Raw genomic sequence first — 20,868 nt, 5'->3', positions numbered from 1 at the left:
AAACAGGAGCGGTAACATTCGATGATCGCGTTAATTCAACGGGTTTCCAGCGCTAGCGTTACTGTAGAAAATGCGATCGTTGGAGAAATAGGAACCGGACTGTTGGTGTTATTGGGCGTTGAGCAAAATGATGACGAGCCAAAAGCCGCGCGCCTTTGTGAGCGGGTTCTCGGTTACCGTATATTCAGCGATGACAATGGCAAAATGAATCTCAATGTCCGCCAGGCCGGGGGCAGCGTATTGGTGGTATCGCAGTTTACGCTGGCGGCCGATACCCAAAAAGGAATGCGCCCCAGCTTTTCCCGTGGCGCGCACCCGGCGGAGGCCGATCGCCTGTACCAATATTTTGTCGGACAGTGCCGCGAACAAGGTATTCGCACTGAAACCGGCCGTTTTGCGGCGGATATGAAAGTGTCGTTGGTTAATGACGGGCCGGTGACATTCTGGCTGCAAGTATAAAAACGTTGCGTAATTAATGTGTTGGAAGGCGCCAGAGGATGAGGTTATCGTAGGAAGCCTCGCCCGTGGCGGATTCAGGTATCTCGATATTTAAAATTAAAAACTAAAAGCCCCGTCACTCTTTTTTCATGAGGCCTGTTTATGTATCACCTGAGAGTACCGCAAACCGCAGAAGAACTTGATGCGTACTATCAATTCCGTTGGGAAATGTTGCGTAAACCGCTGCATCAACCGCTGGGATCTGAACGCGATGCTTATGATGCTTTGGCGCATCATCAGACGGTGGTGGATGAACAGGGGCGGCTGGTGGCGATTGGCCGATTGTCCATCAATGCGGATAACGAAGCGTCAATCCGCTTTCTGGCGGTTCATCCCGATGTCAGGGGAAAGGGGCTGGGAACGTTGCTGGCGATGACGCTGGAGTCCGTAGCGCGCCAGGAAGGGGTAAAACGCGTCGTCTGTAGCGCTCGCGAGGATGCGATGGAATTCTTCGCCAAATTGGGCTTCGTTAACCAGGGCGAGATTGCCGCACCGCAAACCACGCCAATACGGCATTTTCTGATGATCAAACCGGTAGAGACGCTGGATGATATTCTGCATCGGCCGGATTGGTGCGGACAGTTACAGCAAGCCTGGTATGATCGCATTCCGTTGAGTGAAAAAATGGGAGTGCGAATCAGTCAGTACACCGGGCAGAAATTTATCACCACCATGCCGGAAACCGGCAACCAGAATCCTCATCGTACCCTGTTTGCCGGCAGCATGTTTTCTCTCGCCACCCTAACGGGATGGGGATTGATCTGGTTGCTGCTGCGAGAAAGGCATTTAGGCGGCACGATTATTCTGGCCGATGCGCACATCCGCTATAGCACCCCGGTCACCGGCAGGCCGAGCGCCATCGCCGATCTTGGCTCATTGAGCGGCGATCTGGATCGCCTGGCCCGCGGACGCAAAGCTAGGGTTCAATTAAAAGTCGAGCTGTTCGGGGATGGTAAAAAGGGCTCGTTGTTTGAAGGCGTCTATATCGTATTACCCGTTACGCCGGAAACGCCTCTGGAGAAGGGCGGTTCCGAAATCAGGTGACGCCGCCCCATCATCCGATGCTTTTTACGGCGATGTCTCCGTTACCGCGCCCTGCTGTATTTGCTGTCTGATTGGCTGTCCATCATGACCGACGCCTTGTAATGAGCCGTTTAGCGTGGGTTTCAGCGGCGTATTGGCTGCGAGTTGTCCGCTTAGCTGCAATTGCAGATTGGTGTTGTCTGACGGCGCAATTTCAGCAGGCCATCCCCAGCGGGTTAAAACATCCGAGGGCACCGAGCGCCCGGTCATCGTAATTGAAAATGCCCGGCTGGGGCTTTGAGCGATAGTCGCTTTCGCTTCCAGCAAGCCGTTTTGTGTAAAGGCGCTGAGATCGGTGAATGAAATTTGGCTGTCGTTGGCGGTTAACGCCAATGATGGACGACGGACGTCGACCTTATTGAAGGTGGCATCGCTGGCGTTTAAATTCAGCGAGCCGCCCCAAACGCCCCACTGATGGTTTCGGGCCAGCAGCAGATCGCTGCCGTACCCATCAAGCGCGGTAAGCTGAAATGGAAAATCCGGGTTGATATCAATCAGTAGATTACGGTTCGCGGTGAACTTTTTGATATCCACTTCCGCCAGCCAGTTCGGCAACGTTGTTTGCCAGCGCTGAAGCCAGTCGCTCGGAAGCGTGTATTCCATCCCCGCCACAACAAATTCATTTAGCTGCAAGCGGTGATCGCTGCGTTGCCAGTTGCCGTTGGTGCGTAGCAGGCCGCCTTCCCAGCGGGTGGTGAACTGTTTGATTTCAACGCCATCCGGGGACAGCGCCAGGTTAACGATAGGGTCGATCAGATGCATATTGCCGTTAACAATATCGGTGGCGTTGAACGCTAGCTCACCCCCATCGCTTTGCCAGTCATCCTGCTTGAACGTTACGTTCTGCAGGGTGACGTCAAGATCGATAAATGCCCATCCCGGCCCTTCGATACGGGCATCAATCAAATCAAAACGGGAGACGGAGACCGACGGCAATGTGGTGATCGGCTGCCAGAATTCCTGTATGGTTCTCGGCGTTTGCAAACGGACCTTGCTAAGGCGCAGGTTGCCGATCTGCCAGCTTCCATCTTCCGCCCGGCTGGCGTTGCCGGTTAACTGGCCTTGCGCCACGTCCGCGCCAAAATTACTTAAGGTAAGCTGATTCTGATTAATCTCGCCCTGCACCAGAACCTGGCTGGCGGGGACATCATTGAGCCGCAGTGAGCGGGCGCTGAGTTGAAAATGCCCCTGTTTGCCTAATAAATATCCCTCTTCCGGCCGCCAGGGGGTGATCCCGCCGTTGACCTGCTGACCGTTTAAGTTCCAGTTATCGTCCTGTGTCTGAAGCGCCATCGTTCGCAGTTGTAAAACGTCGGCTTCGATCGGTAACGTTGCCGCCGTTGGCGACAGATTCAGCGAACCGCCTTCTAATTCCAGACTGGAGAAATGACGGGGTTCGGTTATCTGGCGTGCGCTGAGCCCCGCGGAAATCTGTTTGGCGGTGAGCGTCGGCGGCTGGTTTTTATGACCGAAGATAACCTCTTTCAGCAGAATATGATCGGGTTCAGACCAGTCATGGTCGATTTTCCCCAACGACACCTGATAGTCGGTGTTTTGATTCACCCAATTGCTGATCCGGCCAGAGGCCCAGGTGGTTTGCAGTAATACATACAATATAACCAGCGCCAGCAATGCCAGCAGCAGTATAGTCAGCAATAATTTCCCGATAAATCTCATCGTGTCAGTCCATGCCAATCGTCAGGGATATCTGTTTTTATGCCGCAATTACCTTAACGGCTCAATAGATAATGCAGTTACAGACAGTAAAAAGCGACCGCTGTTGCATCCTCGGTCGCTTTTATCCATGCGTATCAGAAATTATTGAAGCAATAAGTATTATTTTTCGTCGTGCGGGAAAATCAGATTCAGCACAATCGCCGTGATACCGCCGGCGGCGATACCCGATGAGAACAGCGTTTTTATCCAGTCAGGCGCGAATTGCAGGATCAGCGGCTGCTGCGAAACGCCCAGTCCGACGGCCAGGGAGAGCGCGATAATCATGATGGCGCGGCGGTTCAGCGGTTCGCGCGACACAATACGTACCCCGGAGGCGGCGATGGTGCCGAACATGACGATGGTGGCGCCGCCGAGCACCGGCTCTGGAATATGCTGTACGAAGCCGCTGACGGCAGGGAACAGCCCCAGAATAATCAGCATCAGCGCCACGACAAAACCGACGTAGCGGCTGGCGACGCCGGTAAGCTGGATTACGCCGTTATTCTGGCCGAAGCAGGAGTTCGGAAAGGTATTGAAGATAGCGGACAAACACGAGTTCAGCCCGTTTGCCAGTACGCCGCCTTTCAACCGTTTCATATACAGAGGGCCGCTGACCGGTTGTTCCGATACGTCGGACGTCGCGGTGATATCGCCGATGGTTTCCAGCGACGTCACCATAAAGACCAGCATCAGCGGGATCAGCAGATTCCAGTCAAAACCCAGACCGTAATACAGCGGCGTGGGCACCATGATTAACGAACTCTGTTCCGCCGGGGCGCTATTCGGCAGCATATCCATCAGCCAGGCTGCCAGATAACCGATCGCCATGGCAATCACCAGGGATGCCACGCGCAGGTAAGGGTTACGCTGGCGGTTCAGCAGGATAATGACCAACAGCACGATCCCCGCCAGCAGCAGGTTCTTCGGCGCGCCAAAGGTATTATTATTCATTGCGGCATAACCGCCGCCGATGGAGGTCAGGCCGACTTGAATCAGCGACAGGCCGATTATCATCACCACCACCCCGGAGACCAGCGGCGTAATAATCCGCCGGGCAAGGTGCAGGAAGCGGGATAGAATGATTTCCGTACAAGAGGCGAACATCAATGTGCCGAACAGCGCCGCCATCATGGTGGGGACGTCGGCGCCGCCGTTTTTCAGCGCCAGCCCGCCCATAATCAACGGGGTGACGAAGTTAAAACTGGTGCCCTGGATGGACAGCAACCCCGATCCCACCGGCCCCCAGGTTTTTATTTGCAGAATAGAGGCCAGTCCGGAGGCAAACAGCGACATGCTGATGATGTGTTGCGTGTCTTGCGCCGGCAACCCCAGCGCCTGACAGATCAGCAAGGCGGGGGTTATCACCGCGACAAACATCGCCAGCAGATGCTGGCTGGCGGCAAATAGCGTTTGCGGAAGGGGAGGTCTGTCTTCCAGGCGGTAGATCAATTCACTGCGGCGCGGCGCGGCGGCAGGCGCTTCTGTCTGGGGAATATCCGTGGTGGTGGTCATAATAGTTGGCGTTCCAAAACGACAAAGAGGGCATTTTAATGCGCTCCTTTATAAAAGCAAACGTTTGCGGAACACTGTTTCTAATATGAAATTTGTTTGGCTGATAATGCCTTATTATTTAGAGGGATATTAAACGGCGTCTGCGTGCGGCGGGGGCGCTGTTAGGCATTGGTATAACGGGTTCGCTCCGGCAGCCAGCGTTCGATCAAGGCGCGGGCGTGCTCCGGATAGCGCTGGTGGAGATGGCGGGCGACGCGCTGTACCTGCGGGATCAATGCCTGATCGCGAAGTAAATCGGCGACTTTAAATTCAGCATTGCCGGTTTGGCGCGTACCTAATAATTCACCCGGTCCGCGGATTTCCAAATCACGCTGTGCGATAACAAAACCGTCGTTGCTGTCGCGCAGCACCTGAAGCCGCTTTTGCGCGGTTTTGCTTAACGGCGTTTTATAAAGCAGCACGCAGTGGGAAGCCACCGCTCCCCGCCCAACGCGCCCGCGCAGTTGGTGAAGCTGGGCCAGCCCCAGCCGCTCCGGGTTTTCGATAATCATCAGGCTGGCATTCGGTACGTCGACACCGACTTCAATCACCGTTGTCGCCACCAGCAGTTGGAGCTCGCCTTGTTTAAAGGCTTCCATAATGGATTGTTTTTCCTGCGCTTTCATTCGCCCGTGAACCAACCCGACGTTGATGTCCGGTAATGCGGCTTTCAACTCCTGGCAGGTTGCTTCGGCCGCCTGGGCTTCCAACAGGTCGGATTCTTCAATCAGGGTACAAACCCAGTAGGCCTGACGCCCCTCTTGCCGGCAGGCATTGTTAACCCGCTGGATCACGTCGTTACGGCGCGAATCCGCTATGGCGACGGTGGTGACCGGCGTTCTTCCCGGCGGCAGTTCATCGATAACCGAGGTATCCAGATCGGCGTAAGCGGTCATCGCCAGCGTTCGGGGGATTGGCGTGGCGGTCATAATCAACTGATGAGGATGGAAGCCCTGCTCTTCGCCTTTTTCCCACAAGGCCAGACGCTGATGTACGCCGAAGCGGTGTTGTTCATCAATAATCACCAGCGCCAGGCCGTTGAATTTGACCTGTTGCTGAAAGATGGCGTGCGTACCCACCACCATGGATACCTGGCCGCCGGCAATGGCCTCCTGCTGGGCCTGGCGGGCTTTTCCTTTCTGTTTGCCGGCCAGCCAGCCCACTTCAATTCCCAATGGCTCAAACCACTGGCGAAAATTATGGGCATGCTGTTCCGCCAGCAGCTCTGTCGGCGCCATCAGCGCGACCTGTTTGCCGTTCGCAATCGCGCGCAGGGCGGCTAGTGCGGCAACCAACGTTTTCCCTGACCCGACATCTCCCTGCACCAGTCGCATCATGGGGATATTTTTTGCCAGGTCGGCTTCAATTTCGTCAACCACCCGCGCCTGCGCCTGCGTCGGCGAGAAAGGGAGAATCGCGAGCAGCCGTTGCTTCAGCGTGTCATTTACCGGCAGCGGTAACGCGCGATAGCTCTGCGCCCCGGCCCGAACGGCCAGCATGCTTAAGTTGTGCGCCAGCAACTCTTCCATAATCAGCCGCTGCTGCGCCGGGTGCTTCCCCTGCTCCAGTTCGCCGAGCTGCATATCCGGCGGCGGACGATGCAGGATGTGCAGGGCTTCAGGCAGGCTGATCAGCGATCGGCTTAGCTCTTCCGGCAGCAGTTCATCGATGGGATTGGCGTCCAGCAGCGCCAAAGCCTGATCGGTAAGCTTACGCAGCGTTGCCTGACGCACGCCTTCGGTGGTGGGATAAACCGGCGTCAGTGATTCCTGTAATTCGATCTGGCTGTTATCGCCCTGGATGCGGTATTCCGGGTGAATAATTTCCGCGCCGATTTTACCCCGCTTGATTTCACCATAGGCCGTAACACGCTGGCCGGGCGCCAGGCTGTTTTTCATCGCCGCGTTGAAATTAAAAAAGTGCATGGTCAGTACGCCGCTGCCATCGCTAATCTGGCAGGTCAGCATGCGGCGACGGCCAAAGGTGATATCGTTGCGCAGGACTTCGCCTTCTACGGTGGCATACATGCCGGGGAGAAGATCGCCGATGGGGTAAAGATGGGTGCGGTCTTCGTAACGTAACGGCAGATGAAACAATAAATCCTGTACGGTTTCCAGCCCGATGCGGGCAAGTTTGGCGGCCTGACTGGCTCCCACACCGGCAAGCGTGTTCAACGGTTGGGTATCCAGCAGACGGCTTTTCATCAGCACTCCGAGGATTGCATTGACGCCCACCAGGACGTATCGGCAACGATTTGACCGCTGTTATCGATATAAGGACGAGGCAGACCTTTACGTTTGGCGACACGGGCCAGCACCGGGTAGCCGCCCTCAAACAGCAACCGCTGCTGATCTTCTTCATCCAGCGGGCTGTTTTCGCGCAGATACATGCCCGCTAGCTGACGCTGGCGCTGCGCTTCATACAAAATCAATGCCGAGGCAACGGAGACATTCAGCGACTGCACCATGCCCGTCATCGGGATAATGATATCCCGATCGGCCAGTTTCAGCGCTTCCGCGCTAATACCGCTCTTCTCCTGACCCAGCAGAATGCAGGTCGGGCGGGTGTAATCAATTTCGCGAAAATCGACGGCCTGTTCGGAAAGATGGGTTGCCAGAATCTGCATGCCCGCCATTTTCAGGTGGCTGACCGCATCGCCGATCGTGCGGTGCGTTTTAACCTGTACCCAACTATTGCTGCCGGCCGCGGAGGAAACCAGCGTTCTCATCTTTTTGGTGGGCCATATGGCGTGAATCTGATGGACGCCCACCGCATCGGCGGTACGAATAACCGCGGAAACATTATGCGGCTTATGCACCTGCTCCATGCAAATGGTCAGATCGGGCTGACGGCAGGTCAGCATCTCTCTTATGCGTGCATAGCGTTGAGGCGTCATAACGTTTAATTTCGGTTACGGTTAACTTTTATTACATCCGGCATTACGCGCAGCTTGCGCATAATATTCGCCAGATGAACGCGGTCGAGCGTTGTGAGACGGATAAACGCGCTATACACGCGGCCGTCTCTTTCTTCCGTATTGATACTCTGGATGTTTGAGTTGGCGGCATTGATGGCGGACGCCAAATTCGCCAACGCGCCCTGATGGTTGAACATATCCACCTTGATCTCGGCGATAAATTCCTGCTCGGTCACCTTATCCCATTCTACCGCCATAAACTTCTCTGGCTCTTTCTGGTAACCGCGAATATTGCGGCAGGATTCGTGGTGGATAACCAATCCCTTGCCGGGACTGACATGCGCGATAATCGGATCGCCCGGAATCGGGCGGCAACATTTGGCGAACGAGATCATCACGCCGTCCGCGCCTTTAATCGGCAATTTGTGCGGCCCGGCGTTATTCAACTGAGCTGGTTCATTCAGCAGGTTTTTCGCCACCACGACACTCATCGCGTTACCCAATCCGATTTCCGCCATCAGATCGTCCAGCGTAGCGAGCTTCATTCTATCCAGCTCAATCTGAATATTCTTTTGCGGGATCTCTGAAAGTTTACGGCCGCTGCCCAGGGCGTGGCTAAGCAAGCGCCGGCCCAGGCTGACGGAGTCGTCGCGCTTGAGGTTTTTCAGCATCTGGCGAATTTTAGCGCGGGCTCTGGAGCTGACGACAAAGTTCAGCCAGGCGGCGTTGGGTCTAGCGCCGGGCGCGGTAATGATCTCGACGGTTTGACCGCTGCTTAGGGATTGGGACAGCGGATAAGGCTGGCGATCGACTCTGGCGCCGACGCAGGCATGGCCGATGTCGGTATGCACGGCATAGGCGAAGTCGACCGGCGTGGCGCCGGCCGGCAATTCCACGATTCGGCCTTCCGGCGTGAACACATATATTTCGTCCGGAAAGAGATCGGACTTCACGCTTTCGATGAATTCAAACGAACTGCCCGCGCTCTGCTGCAACTCCAGCAGGCTTTGCATCCAGCGTTGCGCGCGAACCTGAGCCGTGGTGCTGCTTTCGCCTTCTTTGTAGGCCCAGTGCGCGGCCACGCCCATTTCCGCCATCTGATCCATATCTTCGGTACGGACCTGCACCTCCACCGGCACGCCGTGCGGGCCAATCAGCGAGGTATGCAGCGACTGATAGCCGTTGGCCTTGGGAATGGCGATATAGTCTTTTACCCGTCCGGGGCGCGGCTTATACAGGCTATGAACCTGGCCTAACACGCGGTAGCAGGTATCTACTTCTTTAACGATCACCCGGAAGGCGTAAATATCCATAATGGAATGGAAACGCTGCTCTTTCAGGTGCATTTTGCAGTAAATAGAGTACAGATGCTTTTCGCGGCCGCTTACGCGGCAGGCGATTCCGGCTTCGGTCAAGCGGCCCTCGATCTCGGAAAGGATTTTCTGGATCATCTCCTTCCTGTTGCCGCGAGCGGCCTTGACCACCTCTTTGATTACGCGGTAACGGTTGGGATAGAGCGCTTCAAAACCCAGTTCTTCAAGCTCGGTTTTCAGATTATGGATACCCAGCCGATGCGCCAGCGGACTGTATATTTCCAACGTCTCGCGGGCGATGCGACGGCGTTTGTCCGGGCGAAGCGCGCCCAGCGTGCGCATGTTGTGAGTACGGTCGGCCAGTTTTATCAGAATAACGCGAATATCCTGCACCATCGCCATAATCATTTTGCGAAAGTTTTCAGCCTGCGCTTCTTTCTTATCGCGAAATTTCAGCTTATCCAGTTTAGAGACGCCTTCCACCAGTTCAGCGACGCTCTTGCCGAAGAGCTGTTCTATATCCTGATAGGTGGTGGGCGTATCCTCTATCACGTCATGCAGCAAGGCGGCCATCAGCGTCTCATAGTCGAGGCGCATCTCGGCCAGAATACTGGCCACGGCGACCGGGTGCGTGATATAGGGTTCGCCGCTGGAGCGTGTTTGCCCCTCGTGAGCATCACGCGCGACGACATAAGCTTGCTGTAAACGTTTAATCTGCTCTTCGGGCAGATAACGCTTAATCAGTTGATTCAGGCTTTCAAAAAGGTACAAGGGGGACTCGTAGTCTAATTAACGGCGGCCTTCAGCAATTGCGGTGACCGCTTGAATTTCCGCGGCTTCCTGCTCTTGCTGCTCCTGACGGTCTCGAACGTCCAGAATTTGGGCGTTGATCAGACCTTCTTCGATCTCGCGCAGCGCGATCACCGTGTATTTATCGTTTTCTTCCGCAACCAGCGGCTCTTTGCCGCCCGTTTGGATTTGGCGGGCGCGACGAGCAGCGACCAACACCAGGTCAAAACGATTACCAATTTTCTCTACAGCGTCTTGAACAGTTACGCGTGCCATAATGTGCTACTCCACAGGGATATAAAATGACTGGGCATCATACTGAAAGAGCCGTCAGTCTGCCAATAGTTTGGTGATTAATGCATCATGCCGTACTTTTTGTCTGCTTAAACGCAGACGTTCGGCGCGAATAATGGTTTTTAAATCGAGCAATGCCAAATCGAAATCATCATTAACAATCAAATAATCATATTCGGCATAATGCGTCATTTCCGCGACGGCCTGAGCCATACGACGCGCGATGACGTCCTCGTTGTCCTGGCCGCGGCCGCGCAGGCGGCGTTCCAGCTCTTCTTTCGACGGCGGCAAAATGAAAATGCTGCGCGCCAGCGGCATTTGGGTACGGATTTGCTGGGCGCCTTGCCAGTCAATATCCAGAAATACATCTACGCCCGTTGCCAATACCTGTTCAATCGCAGTGCGGGATGTACCGTAGTAATTACCGAAAACTTCAGCATACTCCAGAAATTCGTTTTCCCGGATCATACGTTTAAATTCATCAACCGAGACGAAGAAGTAGTGTTCGCCGTGGCTTTCTCCCGGCCGTTTGGCTCGCGTGGTATGAGAAATCGATACCTGAGTGTCGTAAAGCGGCTGTGTTTTTAATAGCGCCTGGATCAAACTGGATTTTCCTGCCCCGCTGGGGGCGGAAACGATATATAACGTGCCTTGAGCCATAATTGAAGTTTTATTAATTGCGATTAACGGGTATATACCCGTCGTACTTCAAGTTGCCGGTGCGTTGGCTTTCCTCGTTCATCTTAGCCGCTTACTTGAGCAAGCCGCCGGGGATTCACCGCGTCGCCGCCTTCCCGAAACTCGAATTATTTAGGGTATGGATGCAGCAGAGTGTGCATTTCCTCACATTATACACGGCGATGCCCCATCAGTCGCGTTACGATAAATATCGCCGCAGAATGTTTTATCGTTATGCCATTATAAATGCCGCTTGCCAAGTCTTTCCACCTGCGTTTCACCGCCGGTTCCCATTGTTTTTCATACGGTTTGCAAACGATAAAAAACTTTGCGAAGCGTTTTGCATTCCCCGGTTTTCTCCCTCGTTTTGCGCCGGCGACTGCGCTGTACTGCCTGCATTCAGTCCGTATTGATGGGAGAGGCTACATGAATTTCTGGTTCAGACGGTTTGTCGTCATGGTATTGGCGGGATGGGTCGGTTGGCCATGCATTGCGATCGCCTCCTGCCCGGAGTGGTCGAACGACCGGGCCCTAAAAGAGATGGCGATGCTGCGCCAGCAGTTGGCGCAGTGGGACGACGCCTATTATAAAGCGGGCGTCAGCCTGGTGGAGGACGAGGTTTATGATCAGCTCCGGAGCCGGTTGAACTATTGGCGTCGCTGTTTTCAACCGGATGGGGAGGATTTCGCCGTCCGCTTGCCGAACGGCGGTAAACAACGTCACCCCGTGGCGCATACTGGTTTGAAAAAGCTGTCTGAACGCGAACGGCTGTCGCAATGGATAACGCGGCATAAGGATTTATGGATCCAGCCCAAAATTGACGGCGTAGCAGTAACGCTGGCGTATCGGCGGGGAAGGCTGGTATCGGCAACGAGCCGGGGCAACGGCATACGGGGCGAAAACTGGACGGAGAAGGCTCTCGCTATTGCGGATATTCCCAAACGGTTGATGAATGCGCCCCCAAGCGTGGTGTTGCAGGGGGAGCTATTTCTTAAGGTGGACGACCATCGGCAGGAGCGGCAAGGTGGCATCAATGCCCGCGCGGCGGTGGCGGGGGAAATGCGTCGCCATGCGGCCTCATCTGTTTTGCCGCGCATCGGAATCTTTATCTGGGCATGGCCCGATGGCCCCGCCGCATTGCCTGAGCGTCTTGATGCGCTGCGGGCGATGGGATTCGCTTTGACGGCCGACTATACGCATCCCATTTCATCGCTGGGAGACGCCGAGCGCTGGCGGGCGTACTGGTATCGCCATCCCTTGCCTTTCGTTACCGATGGCGTGGTGATCCGTCAGGATAAGGAGCCTGCGGGACGCTACTGGCGAGATACGCCCGCCGATTGGGCTATCGCCTGGAAATATCCGTTGGTTCAGCGGGTGGCGGAAGTGAAGGGGGTAGATTTTTCTATTGGTCGCACCGGTAAGGTAAACGTTGTCCTGAATCTCAATCCATTGCGGTTGGATGATAAGTTTGTTCACCGGGTTAATGTCGGATCGCTATCGCGCTGGAGGCAATGGGACGTTCTGCCCGGCGATCAGGTCGGCATCAGCCTGGCGGGGCAGGGGATTCCGCGGTTGGATAAGGTCGTCTGGCGGACGGCTGAGCGTTCACCGGTCACGCCTCCGAATGCGGATGATTTCCATAACCTTAGCTGTTTTCAGTACAGCATTCCCTGCCAGCGGCAAATGCTCTCGCGTTTAACCTGGCTAAGCGGGGAGCATGGACTGAATCTTAAAGGCATCAGTGAAGGCGTGTGGCGGCGCCTGATACAGCACGGCGCGCTGAGTGACGTTTTATCATGGTTGACTCTGACCAGAGCGCAGATAGGCGATGTCTGGGGCGTGGGCAACAAACAGGCCGATAATATTTATGAGAGTTTGCAACAGGCTCGTCGGCAACCTCTGGCGCGTTGGTTATTGGCGCTCGGGCTTCCCTTACCCCGTTCAGCCAGCGGCGCGCTGGATAATATGAACTGGTTGCAGCTGCAACAACGTACATTGTCGCAGTGGCGACAGTTTCCGGGGGTTGGCGCTAAATTGGCTGAAGAGATTATGGCTTTTTTGCACCATCCGGTCGTTGTTGAACTTATAGCCAGAATAAGCCGTGAAGGGATCAAAACGTAGTTTGCAGAAAAGCGCCGGCGGCTTAGTACGATGAAAATTAACCATAATTAAAATATGGATAGCAGCATCATGTGCTAAATGAGAGACAGGTTATGCTGTGACGCATAAATAAAAATCCGACGGTAATCTTGTAGATATGAATATCCTGATTGGTTCTGGAGGGGCAATGGGGAATAAATTTCATCATTTATCGTGTCGAATGAATAATACTCAATATCCACAAAATAACGGTGGTTTATTATTTGGCGGATGAAAAACAGAAGGCCGCCGCATTTGCTTTTAGGGTTTAATTTTATGATTTGAAAGGAAAGTATAGCGTTTTTTCTTCTTTGGATATGCGGCTGACCATGTTTAATGCGGCTCTCGGTGGCTTTATGACGCAATTACTTCTTATTACAAAAATAACTACTTATTTTCCGGGCCTGAACTCTGGCATTACAGTGTTGTCCTATAGCTTCAGATAATAAATAAAGTTCTGTCGGAGCATTTGCTGCAATGAAGTTGAGCCCTTCTGTTTCTCAAACCAAGTTATCGTTCATACTGGCAGTATACATCGGTTTTTTTCTTAATCTTTCCGTTTTTCATCGCCGTTTTGATTCTTTCTCATTACTTGCGGGTACCCAGGTATCAAAGTTCATTCCCATGATAATTGAGCTGGCCGCTTGTATCCTTTTTACCTTTTTTCTTATGCGCATTATCTCTCTGGGGGGGCGCTATTTTTATCGCGTTGTCGCATCGCTACTGGTGCTTATTTCTGTCGCAGCCAGTTATTACATGACATTTTTTAATGTCGTTATCGGTTACGGCATTATTGCCGCCGTCATGACAACCGACATCGATCTTTCTAAAGAAGTTATAGGGATGCGTTTTATTCTATGGATGGTGGTGGTGAGCGCGTTACCTTTGCTGCTGATTTGGAAAAACTCGTTACGTCATACGTTGATTGAGCAACTCAAATCGCCGGGGAAACGCCTGACGCCGGTTCTTGTGCTGCTGGCGGTGGTCGCCCTGGTCTGGTTTCCGATCCGCTATATGGATAAAACCCAGTCTATCTCTGAAAAGTCTTCTAACGTTGATTTGCCGAGCTACGGCGGGGTGGTCGCTCACTCTTATCTGCCGTCAAACTGGCTGTCTGCGCTGGGGCTGTTCGCTTACACCAAATATGATGAAAATCAGGATGCGGAGAACCTGTTCGATCCCGGCAAACATTTTACCTATATTCCGCCAAAAGGGATTGATGACACTTATGTGGTTTTCATCATTGGCGAAACCACCCGTTGGGATCACATGGGTCTGCTTGGGTATGGCCGCGATACCACGCCAAAACTGTCGAAAGAAAAAAATCTGGTGGCTTTTCGCGGGCAATCCTGCGACACCTCGACCAAACTTTCCATGCGTTGCATGTTTGTACGGGAAGGCGGGACGGAAGATAACCCGCAACGGACGCTGAAAGAACAGAATATCTTTGCGGTGCTAAAGGAACTGGGGTTCACGTCCGAGCTCTTTGCGATGCAAAGTGAAGTTTGGTTTTATAACAGCATTGAAGCGGACAACTATTCTTTCCGTGAAATGATCGCATCGGAAAGGGATAACGATGGTAAGTCCGTGGATGACATGCTGCTGGTGGACGAAGTTAAGGAATCGCTGGCTCGCTACCCGAAAGGCAAGCATTTGATTGTGCTGCATACCAAAGGGTCTCACTATCTCTATTCAATGCGTTACCCGCGCAGCTATGCCCGCTACCAGCCGGAATGCATGGGGGTAGACGCATCCTGTTCCCGCGAGCAGTTGATTAATGCCTTTGATAACAGCGTGTTGTACACCGACAGTTTCATAGACAACGTTATCAATCAGGTGCGGGATAAGAAGGCGCTGGTGTTTTACGCCTCCGATCACGGCGAGTCCATCGATGAAAACTTCCATCTGCACGGTACGCCGCGCGAAATGGCGCCGCCGGAGCAGTTCCGCTCACCGATGATGGTGTGGGCGTCGGATAAATTCCTGGCGGACGCCAATAACCTGAATGCTTTCGACCGGCTAAAGGCGCAACAGCGAATAGGGAAAACGCATCGTCACGAAGAGCTGTTTGACTCGATACTGGGATGTCTCGGCTATACCTCGCCGAATGGCGGCATCAATCCTAAAAATAACTGGTGCAACAAGGGAAGCTAACGGGGAAGCCCGGTATTGAAGGCGTTATTCTGGTTGGGGAATGGGCCGGGATGGCAACCTTGCGGTGCCTGATTGACGCTGTATCTGCGAAGAGTATCGGGCCATCCCCGCCTATACTTCGCATTCCCGGCAACAACCATCGTTATCCCCGCGTTAGTTGGCGGGGATGCTGCCGCTGAGACCGTGAATAACCATTAGACTAATTCGCGCCAGCGCGGGAATGAAGCAGAAGCGTGGTTTGGTTTCCGGTAATCAACGCAGCATTTATGTCGATGGGGATCCGCTTTCGCTGCGGTTTGGCGTCATCGGAAACGGCCCGGTACATCGGCCGGGCTTATCCCTGTTATCAACGGATTATGCTGTCTTTTGTTTGTGAATACGTTTTTCGCGGCGGATTTTACGTTCTTCCATTACCGCCACCATCGCCATCAGGCAGATGCAGGCGATGGCGGCCGTATCCAGCGCGGCGAAGGTGCCCGCCCAGCCGGTCAGACCGAAGATCGGCGTACCGTCGGCAATCATCCCCAGCCCCAGTTTTGCGAAGCTATCGCCAATCAGATACGCGAAGGTGCCTTTAATGCCGTCGGCGGCGCTGATGGCTTTTTTCGGCACAAAGCCCACGGCGGCGACGCCAATCAGCAGCTGCGGGCCAAAAACCAGGAAGCCGAGCGCAAACAACGAGGAGAGATAAATGTACGGATTGCTGGCGTGCTGGTAGATGCCCAGCGTTGCAATGATCAGCGCCAGTGCGATACAGGCGACCAGAGCGCGGCGGCCGTTGGCAAGGTCGGAGAGATAGCCCCACAGCAGCGTGCCCACCAGCGCGCCGGCTTCAAACAGAGTAAAGCCCTGAATCGCCACCTCTTTTGACATCTTCAGCTCTTGATAGGCATAGACCGTGGACCATTGGTCGATGCCGATACGCACCACATAGAGGAAGACGTTGGAGAAACACAGCAGCCAGATGACTTTGTTCTTCAGTACGTATTCGACGAAGATCTGCCATTTCGTCATCGAGCTGTCTTCCGCTTCTTTGTCCTCATCGCTGATCTCTTCGCCAAACAGCTCTTCCGCCTTGCCCAGGCCGTAAGCCTCCGGGGAGTCGCTGCCATAGCGCAGCCCGATAAAGCCGATAATCAGCGCGATAACGGAGGGGACGATGAACATGCCGATCACGTGGCCGTTGAACACGTAATTCGCGCCGAATAACGCTACGCCCGCCGCGCCGGCGCCGCCCAGGTTATGAGAGATGTTCCACATGCCAAGATAGGTTCCGCGTTTACGGCGCGGCGTCCATTTGGTGATGGTGGAATAGCTGCACGATCCGCCGGTGCTCTGGAAGAACCCGCTCAACGCATAGAAGGCGATCATCAGAAACAGGCTGACGGAGCCGGAGCCCATACTGGCGCTGAAGCCCAGCATACAGATGGCGGAGAGAATCAGCATAAACGGCAGGAACTGCTTGGTATTCTTACCATCCGCATAGTAGGAGACCAGCGTTTTCCCCACGCCGTAAGTGATGGAGAATCCCAGACCGATCATCCCTAACTGAGTCATACTCAGGCCGTAGGTGGAGATCATATCATTCTGGGCGATGTTGAAATTCTTGCGGATCAGGTACATCGTCAGGTAGCCGATAAAGACCACCAGGTAGGACTGCATAAAGGGTTTGAACCACATTTTGCGCCGCTCTTCGAGCGGCAGGTTCAGGGTCGGCTTGCGCACCTGATTAAGAAAGGCCAGCATGGTTGTCTCCTCTTACAATGCGAACGCTGGAAAATGGCCGCATTGTAAGAAACCGGGGCCGGAACTGGCTTAAGACATCATCCAGTCAAAACTAGGAAATTTTCTCGGTTTTGGCCTTCTGTGTGAAAAAGGGTGAAGCGGGTCACGCTTCTGCGCGCGTTTTTTCCGGAGCGCGCGGAGCCTGGGCGTTTAAAAACGGCAGTAGCAGCAATGCGGAAACGCCCGCCGCCACCGCAATAACCGCAAAGAAACCGGTCCAGTGCCAGATATCCATAATTTGCGCCAGCGGCCAACCGGAAAGCGACGCGCCCAGATAGGCGAACAAGCCGACGAAGCCGGTCGCGGCACCCGCCGCGTCTTTGTGCGAACACTCCGCGGCCGCCATGCCTATCAGCATTTGCGGGCCAAAGACAAAAAATCCCGTGGTAAAGAAACAGGCCGCCTGCATAACGTAGCTGGCGAACGGCATGAGCCACAGCGATCCGACAGATAGCAGGATGCCGGCGGCGAAGATCAGATTCATCGGCCCGCGGTTGCCGTTGAATAGTTTGTCCGATCCCCAGCCCGCAACCAGCGCGCCAATAAATCCGCCCAATTCAAACATCGTTACCGCCGAATTGGCCGTGACCAGATCCACGCCGAGCGTCTCCGACATATACAGATTGCCCCAATCGTTGATGGCCGCCCGCACCAGGTAAACCAGCACATAGCAGAGCGCCAGCAGCCAGATGTAGGGGTTGGCGAGCACATACTTATGAAGGATTTCCCGGTGCGATAGCCCCGTCCCCTCATACTGTTGCGCGATTTCCAGCGCGTCGCGCCGCCACTCTCCCACGCTCGGCAGCCCAAGCGTTTGCGGACGATCGCGCAATCGCCTGCATAGAAACAGACCGGCCAAAATCGCCAATGCCCCGGCGATAACCAGCCCGGCGCGCCAGCCGTAGTGCAGCGCCGCCGCACCCACGACTATCGGGATTAGCGCGCCGCCCACGTTATGCGCCGTGTTCCATACCGCCCACCAGCCGCCGCGTTCGGTACGTGAGTACCAGGTAGTGAGTAAGCGCGCGCATACCGGCGAACCCCACCCCTGAAAGAACGCATTGGCGACCCACAGCAGGGCGAATACCCACAGCGATGATGAAAAACCAAACAAGATATTTATCACGCCGCTGGCCATCAAGCCCAACCCCATGAAGTAGCGGGCGTTGGACTGGTCGCTGACGATACCGGAAAAGAACTTCGATAGCCCATAGGTGACGTAAAACAGCGTGGCGAGCAGGCCGATATCGCTGCGCGTCAGAATGTCGTTGGCGAGAATATCCGGCACCGCCGCGCTGAAACTTTTACGCGTGAAGTAAAACAGCGCATAGCCCAGATAGATGGAGATAAGGATATGTCGCCGCCAGTAGCGGTACGTATCGTCGATCGCTTGCCGGTCGGTGAGCGGCGGTATGCTGGGGGGGATTTTCAGAAAACCAAACATGACGATCCTTATTGATTGCGCAACGGCAGACTGACGGCAACGCGCGTTCCGCGAGTGCCGGAAATATTCAGCGAACCGCCAAGGGCCGAAACGCGTTCGCGCATTCCGGTCAGTCCCATACCCAGTTGCCCGGAATTCGGCGCCATGCCGCAGCCGTCGTCTTCAATCACCAGCAGGATCTGGTTGTCTTTGCAATAGCACTGTAGCGTTACCATGTCGGCATTGGCATGCTTGACGATGTTATTCAGTCCTTCCTGGCAGACGCGAAACAGCGTGACGCGCTGGCTTTCGCTAAGTTGCGTTTCATCGATTAGCCAGGTAAGGCGGCTTACGACGCCGCGCGATTCCAATTCCATTTCGCGCATCAGCGAACGTATCGCCTGCTGAAGGGAAAGGTCGTCCAACTGGCGCGGACGCAGCCGGCCCAGCAAACGGCGAACCGAGTCATATACGCCGAGAGACAATGTCTCTATCAACGCGCCGCTCTGTTTCACCCGGTCATTTTCCGGCGCCAGGCGTTGTAAAATACCGGCCTGGGTACGGATCGCGGTAATCGTTTGGCCGATATCGTCGTGCAACTCGCGCGCGACTTCCCGTCGCACGCTCTCTTCGGTTTCCAGTAACCGCTCCGCCAGGAGGTGGTTGCGGGCGAGCTGGTTTTGCAAAGACTGGTTAAGCTCTCTTAACCGCTGAATCCCCGCCCCCAGGAGTAATCCCGTCAGGCTTTGCGCCAGCAGCGATAACAGTAAATCCACGGGATGATCGTGCCATGTCTGGCTGGCCAGCAGGGCGATGGCATTCATCAACGTCGCGATTAACGCCCCTTGCCAGCCATAATGCCAGGCGAGGGCGATGATCGGCAGCGCCAGGCAGAATGGCGTAAAACGCGCCAGTTCATTCGGCAACCCTAACTGTAGCCACAGGCTGATGACAAACAGCAGCAGATACCAGACCAGGTGGCGGGTGCGCCAGTTGATAGGCTGCGAAACCAGGGCCGGGCCAAGCGGCAGCCAGGTGGCGCTGGTAAGATAATGCCAGATAACCAGACAGGTGGGCGCCAGCGTGAGTCCGCCGGTCAGGGTCAGCAGCAGTACGGTAAACGGATCTTCTCCCGCGCCAATCCACGGCAGGGATTGTAATAACGCGGCCGCGATCAGCGCGCCGCCTTGCAGCAACAGGATGTGCCAGTCATTCCGGCGTGGCCGGCGGCGGCTAATCAATGTGACCGGCAATAGCGACAGCAGGCTTCCGATCATCAATAAGGGTAAATGAAGCAGGGGAACTTCCTGCGACAGCCAAACCAGCAGCAGCCATTCGCTGCCGAGCAATACCGGCCAGTAGCCGCGCGGACATTGCAACATCAGGCCCAGGCGTAAACCGAATGGGAAGAGCAACGCGGCCAGATCGGGCCGCTCCACCAGATGCAGACTAATGCCCCACAGGCAGAACCACGCGGCGGAGAAGATAAAGAAGCTGGCGATAATGGAAATCAGCCGGGTAAGTAATGGACGCATCACCAACCATCAAACATACGTCGGGCCAGCTCGACATCGTTGCTGATGCCGAGTTTTTCCATCAGGTTGGCGCGGTGAACGTGTACCGTTTTGGGCGATAACCCCAGTTCCGCGGCAATCTCTTTTACCGCCATCCCCTGCGCGAGCTTTTCCGCTACCTGATGTTCGCGGCGGGTTAGCGGATCCCGCTTGGACGAGGCCAGCTTCAGCGCGACGTCCGGCGTGAGGTAACAACCGCCGGTTGCCACGGTGCGAACCGCCGCAATGAGTTCATCGGGACTACAGCGTTTGGAGAGAAATCCGCGCGCGCCGGCATTTAGCGCTTGTTCAATCAGCGCCGGGCTATCGTGAACCGACAGCATCACCACCGCCATTCCTCTCGGCAACTGGCTTAAGAGTTCGAGACCGGAAATATCGGGCATTGAGATATCGCATATGCAGACTTGCACGGTGCGTCCCGGTAGACCGGCCAGCGCTTCGCGGCCGGAGCCAAATTCGCCGACCACCTGCATATCCGGCTCAAGCGCCAGCAGTTGGGCAAAACCGGAACGAACGATGAGATGATCGTCAATGAGAGCAATAGTGATCATGGGAAAACCAGGCGTTATAACAGGCGAGTACCTTAACGTCACTGATTGCATCGTTCAAGTCTTGTTCGTTTGTTCCGTATTTAACACGTTTAGCGGATCGTCTATCCGCCTGATTCACCGTGGACGTGAATACGGGCTAGGGATGAGATCGGCGAGTGGATACTTTACCAACAGCCGGAATCGTTTTTCTAAAAAGGGATTGACGCTTCAATAGGGTAGCAGTAATATGCGCCCGCATTCGGTGAGTGGCGCAGCCTGGTAGCGCACTTCGTTCGGGACGAAGGGGTCGGAGGTTCGAATCCTCTCTCACCGACCAATTCCTTTCTTTGCTTTTCTCTCTGTTTTCCGTTCCCTTTTTATTACATCTGATAGCTGATGTGCCGATGTCATCATCGTTAATCGT

General features: G+C 54.7%; 15 protein-coding genes and 1 tRNA gene. 5 read left to right on the top strand and 11 right to left on the bottom strand.

Going from position 1 to position 20,868, the window contains the following annotated elements:
• Nucleotides 1-21 precede the first annotated feature (21 nt).
• Nucleotides 22-459: a D-aminoacyl-tRNA deacylase gene (dtd, locus tag HC231_RS23215; RefSeq protein WP_208229060.1), complete on the top strand. Its 438-nt coding sequence runs from the start codon at nt 22-24 to the stop codon at nt 457-459.
• Nucleotides 460-600: 141 nt separating this feature from the next.
• A complete protein-coding gene (gene fabY, locus HC231_RS23210; protein ID WP_208229059.1) occupies nt 601-1,542 on the top strand; it encodes a bifunctional GNAT family N-acetyltransferase/hotdog fold thioesterase in 942 nt (313 codons plus the stop codon).
• 24 nt (nt 1,543-1,566) lie between these two features.
• Here fabY and HC231_RS23205 read toward each other — a convergent pair whose 3' ends face one another.
• The 7 genes from HC231_RS23205 to gmk form a co-directional block, all read right to left on the bottom strand.
• Nucleotides 1,567-3,258 (bottom strand): AsmA family protein, encoded by a 1,692-nt coding sequence (locus HC231_RS23205; protein ID WP_208229058.1) that lies wholly within the window; start codon nt 3,256-3,258, stop codon nt 1,567-1,569.
• 159 nt (nt 3,259-3,417) lie between these two features.
• The gene (locus tag HC231_RS23200; RefSeq protein WP_208229057.1) at nt 3,418-4,809 is read right to left on the bottom strand and encodes a nucleobase:cation symporter-2 family protein; all 1,392 of its coding nucleotides are present in this window, start codon (nt 4,807-4,809) and stop codon (nt 3,418-3,420) included.
• A 161-nt stretch (nt 4,810-4,970) separates the two neighbouring features.
• The gene (recG, locus tag HC231_RS23195; RefSeq protein WP_208229056.1) at nt 4,971-7,052 is read right to left on the bottom strand and encodes an ATP-dependent DNA helicase RecG; all 2,082 of its coding nucleotides are present in this window, start codon (nt 7,050-7,052) and stop codon (nt 4,971-4,973) included.
• On the bottom strand, nt 7,052-7,744 hold the full coding sequence (gene trmH / locus HC231_RS23190; protein WP_208229055.1) for a tRNA (guanosine(18)-2'-O)-methyltransferase TrmH: 693 nt from the start codon (nt 7,742-7,744) through the stop codon (nt 7,052-7,054). The genes recG and trmH overlap by 1 nt, the downstream gene beginning before the upstream one ends.
• Nucleotides 7,745-7,749: 5 nt before the next feature.
• Nucleotides 7,750-9,849, bottom strand: a complete 2,100-nt coding sequence (gene spoT / locus HC231_RS23185; RefSeq protein WP_208229054.1) for a bifunctional GTP diphosphokinase/guanosine-3',5'-bis pyrophosphate 3'-pyrophosphohydrolase — start codon at nt 9,847-9,849, stop codon at nt 7,750-7,752.
• 18 nt (nt 9,850-9,867) lie between these two features.
• A complete protein-coding gene (gene rpoZ / locus HC231_RS23180; protein WP_048636744.1) occupies nt 9,868-10,143 on the bottom strand; it encodes a DNA-directed RNA polymerase subunit omega in 276 nt (91 codons plus the stop codon).
• Between the two features lie 54 nt (nt 10,144-10,197).
• On the bottom strand, nt 10,198-10,821 hold the full coding sequence (gmk, locus tag HC231_RS23175) for a guanylate kinase (RefSeq protein WP_208229053.1): 624 nt from the start codon (nt 10,819-10,821) through the stop codon (nt 10,198-10,200).
• Between the two features lie 474 nt (nt 10,822-11,295).
• Between gmk and ligB the strand changes: the two genes are divergently transcribed.
• On the top strand, nt 11,296-12,960 hold the full coding sequence (gene ligB / locus HC231_RS23170) for an NAD-dependent DNA ligase LigB (RefSeq protein WP_246494868.1): 1,665 nt from the start codon (nt 11,296-11,298) through the stop codon (nt 12,958-12,960).
• A 495-nt stretch (nt 12,961-13,455) separates the two neighbouring features.
• Nucleotides 13,456-15,132, top strand: coding sequence for a kdo(2)-lipid A phosphoethanolamine 7''-transferase (gene eptB / locus HC231_RS23165; protein ID WP_208229051.1), 1,677 nt, complete (start codon nt 13,456-13,458; stop codon nt 15,130-15,132).
• Between the two features lie 354 nt (nt 15,133-15,486).
• On the opposite strand, the gene uhpT is transcribed toward eptB, so the two are convergent.
• The 4 genes from uhpT to uhpA all read right to left on the bottom strand — a co-directional run bounded on the left by uhpT (nt 15,487) and on the right by uhpA (nt 20,465).
• Complete coding sequence (uhpT, locus tag HC231_RS23160) at nt 15,487-16,878, bottom strand: hexose-6-phosphate:phosphate antiporter (protein WP_208229050.1); 1,392 nt, start codon at nt 16,876-16,878, stop codon at nt 15,487-15,489.
• A 142-nt stretch (nt 16,879-17,020) separates the two neighbouring features.
• Complete coding sequence (gene uhpC / locus HC231_RS23155) at nt 17,021-18,361, bottom strand: MFS transporter (protein ID WP_208229049.1); 1,341 nt, start codon at nt 18,359-18,361, stop codon at nt 17,021-17,023.
• A gap of 8 nt (nt 18,362-18,369) precedes the next feature.
• The gene (gene uhpB, locus HC231_RS23150; protein ID WP_208229048.1) at nt 18,370-19,875 is read right to left on the bottom strand and encodes a signal transduction histidine-protein kinase/phosphatase UhpB; all 1,506 of its coding nucleotides are present in this window, start codon (nt 19,873-19,875) and stop codon (nt 18,370-18,372) included.
• Nucleotides 19,875-20,465 carry a response regulator transcription factor UhpA gene (gene uhpA / locus HC231_RS23145; RefSeq protein WP_208229046.1) on the bottom strand — a complete coding sequence of 197 codons (591 nt, stop codon included), beginning with the start codon at nt 20,463-20,465 and terminating at the stop codon, nt 19,875-19,877. The genes uhpB and uhpA overlap by 1 nt, the downstream gene beginning before the upstream one ends.
• Before the next feature lie 239 nt (nt 20,466-20,704).
• On the opposite strand from uhpA, the gene HC231_RS23140 reads away from it, so the two are divergent.
• Nucleotides 20,705-20,781: transfer RNA gene (locus HC231_RS23140), tRNA-Pro, on the top strand.
• Nucleotides 20,782-20,868: the final 87 nt, after the last annotated feature.

The sequence above is a fragment of the Brenneria izadpanahii genome, from assembly GCF_017569925.1.
GTDB classification, from domain to species: domain Bacteria; phylum Pseudomonadota; class Gammaproteobacteria; order Enterobacterales; family Enterobacteriaceae; genus Brenneria; species Brenneria izadpanahii.
The sequence above is the reverse complement of the archived record's forward strand: the minus strand, read 5'-3'. Positions and strand labels throughout refer to the sequence as shown.

What these genes read in the sequence shown, in the direction of transcription:
- gmk (WP_208229053.1), bottom strand. Translation starts at nt 10,821, where the DNA reads ATGGCTCAAGGCACGTTATATATCGTTTCCGCCCCCAGCGGGGCAGGA.
- HC231_RS23205 (WP_208229058.1), bottom strand. Translation starts at nt 3,258, where the DNA reads ATGAGATTTATCGGGAAATTATTGCTGACTATACTGCTGCTGGCATTG.
- HC231_RS23200 (WP_208229057.1), bottom strand. Translation starts at nt 4,809, where the DNA reads ATGACCACCACCACGGATATTCCCCAGACAGAAGCGCCTGCCGCCGCG.
- fabY (WP_208229059.1), top strand. Translation starts at nt 601, where the DNA reads ATGTATCACCTGAGAGTACCGCAAACCGCAGAAGAACTTGATGCGTAC.
- uhpB (WP_208229048.1), bottom strand. Translation starts at nt 19,875, where the DNA reads ATGCGTCCATTACTTACCCGGCTGATTTCCATTATCGCCAGCTTCTTT.
- trmH (WP_208229055.1), bottom strand. Translation starts at nt 7,744, where the DNA reads ATGACGCCTCAACGCTATGCACGCATAAGAGAGATGCTGACCTGCCGT.
- ligB (WP_246494868.1), top strand. Translation starts at nt 11,296, where the DNA reads ATGGTATTGGCGGGATGGGTCGGTTGGCCATGCATTGCGATCGCCTCC.
- rpoZ (WP_048636744.1), bottom strand. Translation starts at nt 10,143, where the DNA reads ATGGCACGCGTAACTGTTCAAGACGCTGTAGAGAAAATTGGTAATCGT.
- recG (WP_208229056.1), bottom strand. Translation starts at nt 7,052, where the DNA reads ATGAAAAGCCGTCTGCTGGATACCCAACCGTTGAACACGCTTGCCGGT.
- eptB (WP_208229051.1), top strand. Translation starts at nt 13,456, where the DNA reads ATGAAGTTGAGCCCTTCTGTTTCTCAAACCAAGTTATCGTTCATACTG.
- dtd (WP_208229060.1), top strand. Translation starts at nt 22, where the DNA reads ATGATCGCGTTAATTCAACGGGTTTCCAGCGCTAGCGTTACTGTAGAA.
- uhpT (WP_208229050.1), bottom strand. Translation starts at nt 16,878, where the DNA reads ATGCTGGCCTTTCTTAATCAGGTGCGCAAGCCGACCCTGAACCTGCCG.
- uhpC (WP_208229049.1), bottom strand. Translation starts at nt 18,361, where the DNA reads ATGTTTGGTTTTCTGAAAATCCCCCCCAGCATACCGCCGCTCACCGAC.
- uhpA (WP_208229046.1), bottom strand. Translation starts at nt 20,465, where the DNA reads ATGATCACTATTGCTCTCATTGACGATCATCTCATCGTTCGTTCCGGT.